Source organism: Microtetraspora sp. AC03309, from assembly GCF_020826795.1.
Taxonomy (GTDB): Bacteria; Actinomycetota; Actinomycetes; order Streptosporangiales; family Streptosporangiaceae; genus Microtetraspora; species Microtetraspora glauca.
Window position 1 is genome coordinate 85,575 of sequence record NZ_JADDIL010000013.1, and the last position, 13,084, is coordinate 98,658.

Annotated in this window: 7 protein-coding genes; 3 read left to right on the forward strand and 4 right to left on the reverse strand. The window is 70.2% G+C overall.

The window, feature by feature from the left end:
* Positions 1-149: 149 nt before the first annotated feature.
* Positions 150-2,204 (reverse strand): DNA primase, encoded by a 2,055-nt coding sequence (gene dnaG, locus IMZ11_RS09785; RefSeq protein ID WP_228639789.1) that lies wholly within the window; start codon positions 2,202-2,204, stop codon positions 150-152.
* A gap of 139 nt (positions 2,205-2,343) precedes the next feature.
* On the opposite strand from dnaG, the gene IMZ11_RS09790 reads away from it, so the two are divergent.
* Positions 2,344-3,225: a M23 family metallopeptidase gene (locus tag IMZ11_RS09790; protein ID WP_228639877.1), complete on the forward strand. Its 882-nt coding sequence runs from the start codon at positions 2,344-2,346 to the stop codon at positions 3,223-3,225.
* A gap of 140 nt (positions 3,226-3,365) precedes the next feature.
* Here IMZ11_RS09790 and IMZ11_RS09795 read toward each other — a convergent pair whose 3' ends face one another.
* Positions 3,366-4,592: an NAD(P)/FAD-dependent oxidoreductase gene (locus IMZ11_RS09795; RefSeq protein ID WP_228639791.1), complete on the reverse strand. Its 1,227-nt coding sequence runs from the start codon at positions 4,590-4,592 to the stop codon at positions 3,366-3,368.
* 123 nt (positions 4,593-4,715) lie between these two features.
* A complete protein-coding gene (locus tag IMZ11_RS09800; protein WP_228639794.1) occupies positions 4,716-5,990 on the reverse strand; it encodes a deoxyguanosinetriphosphate triphosphohydrolase in 1,275 nt (424 codons plus the stop codon).
* A gap of 572 nt (positions 5,991-6,562) precedes the next feature.
* Between IMZ11_RS09800 and IMZ11_RS09805 the strand changes: the two genes are divergently transcribed.
* A complete protein-coding gene (locus tag IMZ11_RS09805; protein ID WP_228639796.1) occupies positions 6,563-8,404 on the forward strand; it encodes a S8 family peptidase in 1,842 nt (613 codons plus the stop codon).
* A gap of 118 nt (positions 8,405-8,522) precedes the next feature.
* Here IMZ11_RS09805 and ppdK read toward each other — a convergent pair whose 3' ends face one another.
* On the reverse strand, positions 8,523-11,159 hold the full coding sequence (ppdK, locus tag IMZ11_RS09810) for a pyruvate, phosphate dikinase (RefSeq protein WP_228639798.1): 2,637 nt from the start codon (positions 11,157-11,159) through the stop codon (positions 8,523-8,525).
* Positions 11,160-11,545: 386 nt separating this feature from the next.
* Here ppdK and IMZ11_RS09815 point away from each other — a divergent pair, with 386 nt between their 5' ends.
* Positions 11,546-13,042, forward strand: coding sequence for an alpha/beta hydrolase (locus IMZ11_RS09815; RefSeq protein ID WP_228639800.1), 1,497 nt, complete (start codon positions 11,546-11,548; stop codon positions 13,040-13,042).
* Positions 13,043-13,084: the final 42 nt, after the last annotated feature.

A 13,084-nucleotide genomic window follows, 5' to 3' on the forward strand; every position in this document is an offset into this window, starting at 1 on the left:
GCACCGATGCACCCACGCATCACAGTCTGCGGTATGAGCACAACAAAGCGGCAGGCCTATTTTTGGAACTCAAGGTAAGACAGAAGTCAATACCCGATCGCAATCTAAATCAACGTTTACCCGTTGTCAGGATTGGAAAGGAAAGTAATTCATGCCCCGGCGGCGCGCTCACGCAACACGCGTCGCTGCTGTTCGAGGGCGACGAGCTCGCCGAAGAGACGGTTGTACTCCTGCTGCTCCTCCACCGGGTTCAGCCGCTGGAGCCGGGCCTTGATCTGCGTGACGGACCGGCCGACCGCGGTCTCCAGCAGCCGGGCGAGCACGGCCGCGCCGTACCGCTCCTCACCGCCGGTCTCGGTGCGCAGTTCCTCGACGGCGAACCGGGTGAGCGCCGGGCGCAACTCGTCGTTCGCCGCCCCGAGGAGGCGGTCGACCCACTCCTGCCCCCCGGAGCCGCCGGAGGTGGTGCCGCCCGCGGCCGTGATCACGCCGTACAGCGCGGCGTGCTCGGGCCGGATGAACGCGTCGGCGCCGAGCGCGTCGAACTCGGGTCCGAGCAGGGCGGGCCGCTGGACGGCCAGCTTCAGGGCCTCCGCCTCCAGCTTGGCGACGGGGTCGACGGACTCCTGCCGGCCGGCCCGCCCCTGCTCAGGCCCGCCGTACTGCTGTCCCTGGCGGTGCTGCCCGTGCTGGGACCCCTGCTGCCGTCCGTACGGGCCGCCCTGGCCGGGCCGGCCACCCTGCTGGCCATACCGGCCCTGCTGGCCATACCGGCCCTGCTGGTCGTGCCGGCCGGGCTGACCGGGGCGAGCGCCCTGACCGCCCTGGCCGCCATGACCTCCCTGGCCTCCCTGGCCTCCCTGGCCGATCGCCTGCTGGACGCGCTCGATGACGAACCCCTCGTCCATGAAGCCGAGCCAGCGGTCCAGGTCCACGACGTACGTCTTGCGCAGCCCGGGGTCCTTGATCGAGGCGACCACCGGGGCGACCGCGTCAAGCGCGCCGAGCCGCCCCTCGTTGGTGGCCAGGTCGTAGCGGGAGATCACGCTGCGGATGGCGAACGCGAACAGCGGCTCCCGGCTCGCGATCAGGTCCCGGACCGCGGCGTCGCCGTGCTTCACCCGCAGGTCGCACGGGTCGAGGCCGTCGGGCTGCACGGCGACGAACGTCTGGGTGACGAACTTCTGCTCGTCCTGGAACGCACGCAGGGCGGCCTTCTGCCCGGCGGAGTCGCCGTCGAAGGTGAAGATCACCTCGCCGCGGAACTCGGCCTGGTCGAGCAGGAGGCGCCGCAGGACCTTGATGTGCTCCTCGCCGAAGGACGTGCCGCAGGTCGCCACCGCCGTCGGCACCCCGGCCAGGTGGCAGGCCATGACGTCGGTGTATCCCTCGACGATGACCGCCTGGGAGCGGCGGGAGATCTCCCGCTTGGCCAGGTCCACGCCGTACAGCACGGAGCTCTTGTGGTAGATCGGGCTCTCGGGGGTGTTGAGGTATTTCGGACCGTCGTCGGACTCGAGCAGCTTGCGCGCCCCGAACCCGATCACGTCGCCGGTGATGTCCCTGATCGGCCAGACCAGCCGGCCACGGAACCGGTCGATCGGCCCCCGGCGGCCCTCCTTGGCCAGCCCGCCCTTGATCAGCTCCTGGGATGTGAACCCACGCGCCATCAGATGCCGGGACAGCGCCTCCCACCCGGCGGGCGCGTACCCGACGCCGAACCGCTCGGCGTCCACCCGCTCGAAGCCGCGCTCGGACAGGAACCGCCGGCCGGGCGCCGCGTCGGGGCCGACGAGTTGCTCGGCGTAGAACTCGGCGGCGGCGCGGTGGGCCTCGATGAGCCTGACCCGCTCGCCCTGCTCGCGCCCGGGGACGTAGCCCCCCTGCTCGTAGCGGAGCTGGATCCCGGCGCGCTGCGCGAGACGTTCGACGGCCTCGGAGAACGAGAGGTTCTCGATCTTGCGGACGAACGTGATGACGTCGCCGCCCTCGGCGCAGCCGAAACAGTAGTAGTAGCCGCGGGCCGGCGTCACGTTGAAGGACGGCGACTTCTCGTCATGGAAGGGGCACAGTCCCTTCAGATTGCCGCCGCCGGCGTTGCGCAGCTGGATGTGCTCCCCCACGACGTCGGCGATCGGCGAACGCTCCCGTACGAGCGCGATGTCCTCGTCGCTGATCCGCCCTGCACCGCTACGCCCTGCCACGCTCGCGAGTTTAGGCCCTGGGAGCGACGTCGTGGGCGGGGCCTGCCCGAGACCGTATTTCGGTAACGGGTCGTGACCGAAAACGAGGTCGGTTACAAAGGAACCGTCGTATCTCGCTAACGTCGAGCGGGTGGAGATCATGCGATCGGGCAGACTGGCCGCCGTCGTGGCCGCCGCGGTGGCCACCACCGGGCTGGCCTCGGCGTGCGGAGCACCGGCCGGAGTGGCCGGGGTGAGCACGATGCCGCCCGTCCCCAGGACCGAGGAGCCACCCTCGGCCTCACCGGACGGCGCCGCGAGCCCCTCCCCGAGCGGCGCCCTCGGCGGCGACGGCGCCCACATGCGCTCCGTCGTCCCGCCCACGGGCCCCGAGCCCGTACGGCTCCCGCCGCCCAAGGTGTCGGCGTTCACCTACGCGTTCCCGGTCAAGGGGTGCCGGGTGTCGTACGCGCGGCAGTTGCTCGTGCTGCCGAAGACCACGATCTGGGCGGGCAAGGGATGCACCTTCGTCTCGCCCACCGACGGCGTGGTCCGCGAGGTCAACGTGCAGAACAGGTGGCTGCCGTCCACCGACCGCGGCCAGGACCGCGAGGGCCGGTTCGTCACGGTCGTCGGCGAGGACGGCGTGCTCTACCTGGGCGGCCATCTCGACTCGATCGAGCCGGGCGTGCGGCCCGGGGCCAAGGTCAAGGCCGGCCAGCCGCTCGGCCGGCTCGGCAACACGGGCAACGCCCGCGACACCGCCAGCAACCTCTACTTCGCCATCTCCTGGCCGGTCGCGCCGGAGCACTGGTGGATCAGGCGCGGCATGGTCGAACCCTGGGACTACCTCGACGCCTGGTACAACGGCAACCGCACGCTGTCCCCGAAGAAGGCCGTGTTCGCCCTGCGCAAGCGGGTCGGCAAGCTGCCCGCCTGCGATCGGTTGTGCGCCTCGAAGCCTCCGGTCACGAAGAAGCCGTCCACCGGCGACAAGCGGCACGAGCCCGACGAGAGTCCCCCCGTGGTCACTCCGGGCTGACCCGCCCGGCGCGGGTCGCCGGGCGGGATCGCGCGGGCGGGGCGCCGGGCACGGCAGCCGGGCGACATCGGGTGGGCGGGTCACCGGACGCGGCGGCCGGGCAGAGGGTCGGCAGGGGGCCGGGCGAGACGTTCCGGTCGTCAACCGGCCAGGAGGTCGTCGAGCGGGACGGCCGGGTCGGCGAGCCGGGCCGGGTCCACGGTGGTGCCGCCGTACCCGGCACGCACCAGTTCCTGGATCTTCTCGGTCATGTCCCACACGTTCACGTTCATCCCGGCGAGGACCCGGCCCTCCTCCAGCCAGAAGGCGATGAACTCCAGGCTGTCCACCGACCCCCGGTAGACGACCCGGTCGTGGCCGGTGATGTCGCCGGAGAACTCCATCCCCAGCTCGAACTGGTCGGTGAAGAAGTACGGCACGCGGTCGTAGACGACGTCGTGCCCGAGCATGGCGCGGGCCGCGGCCGGGCCGCCGTTCAGCGCGTTGGCCCAGTGCTCGACCCGGATCGGGCGGCCCAGCAGGGGGTTCATCGCCTCGGCGACGTCGCCCGCGGCGTAGATGTCGGGGTGCGAGGTGCGCAGGGAGGCGTCCACGACGATCCCGTTCGCGACCTCCAGCCCCGCGCCGCGAGCCAGTTCGACGTTGGGGGCGGCGCCGATGCCGACCACCACGTCGTCCGCGGGCAACGCCTGACCGTCCGACGTGACCACCGTGCGGGCGTGCGCCGTCCCTCCCAGGCTCGCCACGGAGACGCCGAGGCGCAGGTCGACGCCGTGCCGCCGGTGCAGCTCGGCGAAGATCTCTCCGACGGCCGGGCCGAAGGTCCGGTACAGCGGAGCCGGGTCCGGCTCGACGATCGTCACCGCGCATCCCGCCTCACGGGCCGCGGCGGCGGTCTCCAGCCCGATCCAGCCCCCGCCGATGATCACGACGTTCCCCTGGTGGGCGAACGCGGCGCGCAGCGCCTGGCTGTCCGCGAGCGTACGCAGGTAGTGCACGCCCTCCAGGTCCGCGCCCTCGACCGGCAGCGGACGCGGCGTCGCGCCCGTGGCGATCAGCAACTTGTCGTACGGCTGCCGCTCGCCTGAGGCGAGATGGACGGTGTGCCCGTCGGGATCGACGGCGGTGGCCGCGACGCCCAGCAGCAGCCGCACGTCGTGCTCGGCGTACCAGCCGGGGTCGTGCACGTAGACCTTCGCCAGCTCGGTGGTGCCCTTGAGATAGCCCTTGGAGAGCGGCGGACGTTCGTACGGGCGCTCCTGCTCGGCCCCGATCAGCACGATCTCGCCGGTGAAGCCCTCCTCCCGGAGCGTCTGGGCCGCTTTCGCGCCCGCCAGGCCCGCTCCGACAATCGCGTACGTCGACATCTGCACCCCTCACTCCCGGCTTTCGCGCAGTATCCGCCTGTGATCGCCCGGCGTCGAACGGAACGCGCCGGATCTCGTACCAGGTGCCCGGGAACGGGGGCCGGATTCCTGCCCGGCGTGATCTCAGGCGAGACGCCGGCGCCAGGCGACGGCCGACACGTCGGTGAGCGAGGCGATCTGGTCGACGACGGCGCGCAGCCGTCCGGCGTCATCGGGGGCGTTCTCGAAGGCGGGGCGCAGCGCGGGTTCGAGGGTCGCGGGAGCGCCCGCCGCGATCAGCGAGGCCAGTTCGGCGATGAGCTCCCGCTGGCGGGCCTGGGTCGCATGGTGCGCCTCGCGGGACATCACGTAGTGCGCGGTCACGCCCTTGAGCAGCGCGCACTCCAGCCGCGTGGTCCTGGGGACGACCAGGTCCGCCGAGTGCCGTCCGGCCGGGGGTTCGGGCCGGTACGCGTACGCCTCGCGGGTGGCGTCCTGGGCGGACCTGCAGAAGCGCCCGATGAGGGAGCTGGTGAGGCGCTTGAGCGAGGCGAGGTCGTCAAGGCCGCCGACGAACGGCCCGGCGAACCTCGCCGGCCAGATCGGATCGGTGACCAGCCGCGCGAATGTCTCCGCCAGCTCGGCGAGGTCGGCGTCGGGCGCGTACCACTCCCGGGTCAGGCGGCAGACCTCCAGGCGTTCCTCCGGGTCGCGGAGCTCCTCCGGGGTGACATGGCCGCAGTGCAGCGCGTCCTCCAGGTCGTGCACCGAGTACGCGACGTCGTCGGCCCAGTCCATGATCTGCGCTTCGAAGCTGACCCGGTAGTCGGGGGTGCCCTCGCGGACCCAGGCGAAGATGGGGGCGTCGTCCGGGTAGACGCAGTACGGTCGGCCGTCGCGCGCCTGCGGGACGCCGGGAACCCGGCAGGTGTCGCTCGTCCAGGGGTACTTGCAGACGGCGTCGAGCGCCGCCCTGGTGAGGTTGAGTCCGGCGCTGCGGCCGTCCTCGGTGAGCACCTTGGCCTCCAGCCGGGTGAGCAGCCGCAGGTTCTGCGCGTTGCCCTGGAAGCCGCCGCACGGGGCGGCCAGCTCGTTCAGCGCGACCTCGCCGTTGTGGCCGAACGGCGGGTGCCCGAGGTCGTGGGCGAGGCAGGCGGTCTCGACCAGGTCGGGGTCCCGGCCGAGGATCTTGCCCATCTCCCTGCCGATCTGCGCGCATTCCAGGGAGTGGGTGAGCCGGGTGCGGTTGCTGTGCAGGCTGTGGTCGGACGGCGTGACCACCTGGGTCTTGGCCGCGAGCCTGCGGAGGGACGCGCTGTGCATGACCCGGGCGCGGTCCCGCTCGAAGGCGCCGCGTTCGGGGTCGCCCGGGGGTTCGGGCACCCATCGTGCCTGGTCGTGCTCGTCATAGCGGTTCATCTGTCCTCCTTCCCCGGCATCGGGGAGGAGGAGAGTACCCCTTTGGGCCTCATTTCACGATAAACGCCTCTAAAACCATCAGTGACCGGTGCTCCCGTCGACGGCCCTCGCCAGTGGCACGCCTGGGCGGTAGCGCCCCCGGGTCCGGGCCCACCCGCGGAACGGATTCAGCCGGACGGCGATGCCGGCCGCGGTGGAGCGCCGGGCGCATCGCGGTATATCACCGACCGTATTTCTGTCAATAATGCCGTCAGCCCATCGTGCCGACCGCTCCGGATGGCACGGACGACACGGACCCGACACGCCGGTGATCGACCCATTTCACCGTTCAGCCTGCTCACAGCGGGTTTGGGAGCGCACCGCCCGAACGGAGGACGGCCGGTCCACGCCCCCTCGGAGCAAGGGCCCGCGACGGAAATCCATGCTGTCCCCGAGGTGACATAACCCTGAATTATTGACTGCCAATCTCACCATATTGCGCCGTATGACGAGTTTCGCAATCTTGCCGATGATCAACCGTGCGATAACCATCAGTGGCCGAACAGTCACCCTCTGCACTGGAGGCCACCAGTATGAGAACGGTCCCCCTGCTCCTGCGGCTCACGGCCGTGGGAGCGGCGTCGGCCATGGTGCTCACCGGCACATGCGCCGGCACGGCCACCGCGGCCACCACGGCTGTCGCGCGCCCGCACGCCCCCTCGGACACGATCCGCGGCACCAGCTCCCCCGATGCCATCCCCGACCAGTACATCGTCGTACTCAAGAACACCGGCGAGAACCGCAGGCGCGGCGCGGTCCGCATCGCGGGCGACCTCTCCTCCAAGCACCACGGCACCCTGCGGCACATCTTCCGCAAGGTCATGATGGGTTTCTCCGTCAAGATGACCCAGGCGAACGCCGTGGAGCTGGCCGCTGACAGCTCCGTCCGGTACGTGGAGCAGGACCAGAAGATCACCGTCAACGACACCCAGCGCAACGCCACCTGGGGTCTGGACCGCATCGACCAGCCGGCGCTCCCGCTCAGCGGCACGTACACCTATCCGACCACCGCGTCCAACGTGCACGCGTACATCATCGACACCGGCATCCTGACCACGCACAGCGACTTCGGCGGGCGGGCGAGCAGTGGACACGACTTCGTCGACAACGACACCGATGCCACCGACTGCCATGGTCACGGCACCCACGTCGCCGGCACGATCGGCGGCAACACGTACGGCGTGGCCAAGGGTGTCAAGCTCGTCGGCGTCCGCGTGCTCGACTGTTCGGGCAACGGCGCCGTCTCCAGCGTGATCGCGGGCGTCGACTGGGTGACGTCCAACGCGATCAAACCCGCGGTGGCCAACATGAGCCTCGGCGGCGGTTCGAGCAGCGCCCTGGACAGCGCCGTGTCCAGGTCCATCGCCTCCGGCGTCACCTACGGCGTGGCCGCAGGGAACGACGGCACCGACGCCTGCTCCGGTTCGCCGAGCCGACTCCCCGAGGCGATCACCGTGGGCGCGACGTCCTCCACCGACGGCCGGCCGTCCTGGTCCAACTACGGCAGCTGCCTGGACGTCTTCGCCCCCGGCGAGTCCATCACCTCCGACTGGTACACGGGCGGCACCGCGACGAACACGATCAGCGGCACCTCGATGGCCACCCCGCACGTCGTCGGCACGGCGGCGCTGATCCTGGGCCTCACTCCCGGCGCCACCCCCGCGCAGGTGGCCGCGGCGATCGTCTCTCAGGCGACCACGGACAAGGTGACCAATCCGGGAGCCGGCTCGCCGAACCGGCTCCTCTACACCGGCAGGCTCGGCGGCGGTACCACGCCCAGCCCGTCACCGTCCCCCACCCCGACCCCGACGGTGTCGCCGACGCAGCCCGGTGGCAGCACCGTCTTCTCCGACAACTTCGAGACGCTCACCGGCTGGATCACCAACCCGGCCCTCACCGACACCGCCACCTTCGGCCAGTGGATGCGCGCCCGGCCGGAGGCCACCAGCGCGAACGGCGTCGCCACCCAGCTCGGCACCCCGACCAGCGGGAGCTACGACCTGGTCACCGGACCGTTCGCCGGGTTCGAGGCCGGCACCTGGGACCTCGACGGCGGGGTCACCACGATCCAGTCACCGGCGATCAGGCTGCCCTCCTCCGGCAAGCTGACTCTGGCGCTCAGCTGGTATCTCGCCCACCTCAACAACGCGACGAACGCGGACTACTTCCGGGTCCGCGTGGTCGGCTCGACCACGACCACGGTGCTGCGGCAGGTCGGCTCGCCGACGAACCGGGCCGCCGCATGGGCCAGGACCACCGCCGACATCTCCTCCTACGCCGGTCAAACCGTACGGATCGTCATCGACGCCGCCGACGCCGCCGAGCCGAGCCTCATCGAGGCCGCCGTCGACGACGTGGTCATCACGCGAAGCTGACCCGACCTGACCTCACGTGATACCGGAAGACGGCCGGTGCGGCTCATACGAGCCGTACCGGCCGTCTCTCACGTACCGGCCGCTCCTCCGGCGACTGCCGAACCGGTCCGGTCGCGCGTCAGCGGGTGTCGGATCCGTCGGAGGTGAGGGCGGCGCGGCCCGCTTCGAGACGGGCGACCGCGACGCGGAACGGCGAGCACGAGACGTAGTCGAGGCCGATCTCGTGACAGAAGTGCACGGAGTCGGGGTCGCCTCCGTGCTCGCCGCAGATACCGATCTTGAGGTCGGGGCGGGTGCGCCTGCCCTCCTCCACGCCGATCCGCATCAGGCGGCCGACCCCGTCCCTGTCGATCGACTCGAACGGCGAGACGCCGAAGATGCCGAGGTCCAGGTACTTGCCGAAGAACGCGCTCTCCACGTCGTCCCGCGAGAAGGCCCAGGTCATCTGGGTCAGGTCGTTGGTACCGAAGGAGAAGAACTGGGCCGCCTCGGCGATCTGCCCGGCGGTCAGCGCCGCCCGCGGCACCTCGATCATCGTGCCGATCAGCGCGTCCACGCCCGCCTCGGCGAGGATGCGCAGCGCCTCCTCGCGCACGCTCTCCAGCTCCTGGACCGCGCCGACCAGCGGGATCATGATCTCGGCCCTGGGGTTCGCGCTCTCCTTGGCCGCCTCGGCGATCGCGCGTACCTGCATGGCGAACAGGCCGGGGATGACCAGGCCGAGCCGTACACCGCGCAGGCCCAGCATCGGGTTCTGCTCGTGCAGCCGCTTCACGGCGTCGAGCAGCCTGCGGTCCTTGTCCTCCGCCGCGTCACCGGCCAGCGCGACCTTGACGGCCAGCTCGGTGTAGTCGGGGAGGAACTCGTGCAGCGGCGGGTCGATGAGCCGGATCGTGACCGGCAGGCCGTCCATCGCCGCGAAGATCCCGGCGAAGTCGGCCTTCTGCAGCGGTTCGAGCGCGTCGAGCGCCGCCTGCCGCTCCTCGTCCGAGGAGGCCAGGATCAGGTCCTCGACGAGCTTGCGCCGGTCCCCGAGGAACATGTGCTCGGTGCGGCACAGGCCGATGCCCTCGGCGCCGAACGCACGGGCGCGGGCGGCGTCCTCCGGCGTGTCCGCGTTGGCCCGTACGGCGAGGCGCCGTACGGAGTCGGCGTGCCGCATGATCCGGTCCACGGCGGCGACCAGCTCGTCCTCGATCGGGCCGCCCTCGAAGTACTCCATCACGGGCGAGGCCACGACGGGCACCTCGCCGAGGTAGACGGCGCCGTTGCTACCGTCGATCGAGATCACGTCGCCCTCGTTGACGACGATCCCGCCGGGCGCGGTGAAGCATCCGGCACGGGTGTCCACGGCGAGCTCCTCGGCGCCGCACACGCAGGTCTTGCCCATGCCGCGGGCGACCACCGCGGCGTGTGAGGTCTTGCCGCCGCGCGAGGTGAGCACGCCCTGGGCGGCGATCATGCCGGCGAGGTCGTCCGGGTTGGTCTCCCGCCGGACGAGGATGACGGCCTCGCCCCGCGCCGCCAGCTCGACGGCCCTTGCCGAGGTGAACACGGCCTTGCCGACGGCCGCGCCGGGAGAGGCGTTCATGCCCTTCGTCAGCCGGGTGTTGTCGGCGGCGGCGGAGAAGCGGGGGAACATGAGCTGCGCGAGCTGGTCGCCGGACACGCGGGTGAGGGCCTCGTCGAGGTCGATCAGGCCCTCGTCCACGAGCTGGGTGGCGATGCAGAACGCCGCGCCGGCCGTGCGCTTGCCGACCCGGGTCTGCAGCATCCACAGCTTGCCGCGCTCGATCGTGAACTCGATGTCACACAGGTCGCGGTAGTGGTTCTCGAGCGTGCCCATGATGTCGAGCAGTTCGCGGTAGGAGTCGGGGTCGATCCGCTCCAGGTCCTGCAGCGGCACGGTGTTGCGGATGCCGGCCACCACATCCTCGCCCTGGGCGTTCTGCAGGTAGTCGCCGTACACGCCCTGGTGTCCGGAGCCGGGGTCGCGGGTGAAGGCGACGCCGGTGCCCGAGTCCATCCCGATGTTGCCGAAGACCATCGCGACGACGTTGACGGCCGTGCCGAGGTCGGCCGGGATGCGCTCCTGCCGCCGGTAGAGCACGGCGCGCGGCGCGTTCCACGAGTCGAAGACCGCCTTGATCGCCAGCTCCATCTGCTCGCGCGGGTCGGCGGGGAAGTCGCGGCCCTTCTCCGCCCGGACGATGCCCTTGTACGTCTCGACGAGGCGCTGGAGGTCGGTCGCGTCGAGGTCGGTGTCCTGGCGGGAGCCCTTCAGCTCGTCGAGCGCGTGCTCGAACAGCTCGCCCTCGATGCCCAGCACGGTCTTGCCGAACATCTGGATGAGCCGGCGGTAGGAGTCCCACGCGAAGCGCTCGTTGCCCGCCTGCTTGACCAGGCCGAGGACGGAGACGTCGTTGAGGCCGATGTTCAGGACGGTCTCCATCATGCCCGGCATGGAGAACTTGGCTCCCGACCTGACGCTGACGAGCAGCGGGTCCGCGGCGTCGCCGAGACGCTTGCCCATCCTCGTCTCCAGCGCGTCGAGGTGGGCGGCGATCTCGGCGGCCAGGCCGTCCGGCACGTCGCCGTCCGCGAGGTAGTGCCGGCAGGCGTCTGTGGTGATCGTGAAGCCGGGGGGTACCGGGAGACCAAGATTGGTCATTTCCGCAAGATTGGCGCCCTTTCCACCGAGCAGATCCTTGAGATCCTTGTTGCCCTCGGTGAAGTCATAAACAAACTTGCGCACGCGAGCTCCTTCGGCGACTTCAATTACACGGGTTCGTCCGCATTCGCACTGTACCGACCAACAACACGACGAAACATCACCCGTCAAGAGATAACGTGTTTACGCAGGTAGATGGGCACATGGAGGTCTAATCCACTCCATGCCACATTAAAAATGATCGATTTTCTCAGATCACCAAGGAGTGGTATAAACCAATTCCACGCAGCATTGGAGATCGTTCATCCGGCGTTAATTGGTGTAGACCATTACCCTTTCCGATGCCGTACGCCTTTCACGGGACGGGACACGGTGTCGAACACGGGAGGCCGGGTAACGCGAACATCGGGGCGAGGGCGCCTAGGATTGATCCAACCCTCCGAACATGACCTGTAGCGGAGGGTGTTCGCATGTCACCAAAGTTCTGGCATATCGCCATCTCGGGGATCGTGGCACTCGCCGCGACGGGCTGCGGCTCGGACAGGACGCAGATCACACCCTCACGGGTGGACGGCGCCTCCAGCATCGATCCGTCGCCGCAGTCCCTGAACTGGGGGGCATGCGAGGGCGTGCCCGCCTCCGCGGGCTTCCAGTGCGCGACCCTGAGGGTGCCGCTCGACTACGCGAAGCCGGGCGGTGAGACGCTCGGGATCGCGCTCGTACGGCGCCCCGCCACCGACAAGCAGAACCGGATCGGCTCGCTCGTCTTCAACTTCGGCGGACCCGGCGGCTCCGGCGTGTCCACGCTGCTGGACGCCGCGGGCGCCTTCTCCACCCTGAACAAGCGCTACGACCTGGTCAGCTTCGACCCGCGCGGCGTGGACCGCAGCAGCGGGATCAGGTGCCTGGACAGCGCGGAGTTGGAGAGATACCTCGCCAGGGAACCCAGCGGGGACACCGTCGAGGAGACCCACCTGCTCAAGGGCTTCGCCAAGGCCTGCGAGCAGAACGCCGGCCCGATCCTGCCGTACGTCGGCACGCTCAACGCGGCCCGCGACCTTGAGACCATGCGCGCCGCGCTCGGCGACCCGAAGCTCAACTACCTGGGCTTCTCCTACGGGACGCACCTGGGCGCCCTCTACGCGACGCTGCATCCCAAGGAGACGGGCCGCATGGTGCTCGACTCCGCGCTCGACCCGTCGGTGGGCATGCTGGAAACGGCCCGCACCCAGATCAGGGGCTTCCAGAAGGCGTACGGGAACTACCTCACCGCCTGCGTGGGGCAGGCGAGTGGCTGCCCGCTCGGCAAGACCACCACGGCGGCGAACGCGGCGGTGCTCAAGCTCATCGCCCGCCTGGAGGCGCACCCCGGCAAGGCCGGCGGGCGTGAGGTCACCTCGACCGTCGCGAGGACCGCCATCGCGCAGGCGCTCTACAGCCAGATGGCCTGGCCGCTGCTCACCGAGGCGCTGCACCAGGGCATGAAGGGCGACCTGAGCGGCCTGCTGGCCCTGGCCGACCAGTACGGCGGGCGCCAGCCGGACGGCTCGTACTCGACCCTGCAGATGTCGCTGCCCGCCATCCTGTGCGCGGACACCACGGCCCGGCCGAGCATCGCGGAGGCCGAGAAGGTGGCCCGCGACCTCAAGAAGGAGTCGCCGATCTTCGCCGTCACCGCGGCGAGCTCGGGCATCTGCAGCGTGTGGCCCGTCCCGGGCGAGGACAGCAACAGGCGCATCGACGCCTCCGGCGCCAACCCGATCGTGGTCGTCGGTGTGACCCACGACCCCGCGACGCCGTTCCAGTGGGCGCCGAGGCTGACCGAGCAGCTGCGCAGCGCCGTGCTGCTCACGCTCAAGGGCGAGGGACACGGCGCCTACGGGCAGAACAACCCGTGCATCGACAAGACGATCAACTCCTACCTGCTGGACGGAAAGGTCCCGCCGAAGGGCCTGGTCTGCGGCTGACCCGGCCCGGCTCCGGGTTTCATCGACGAAAACGGAAGAGCA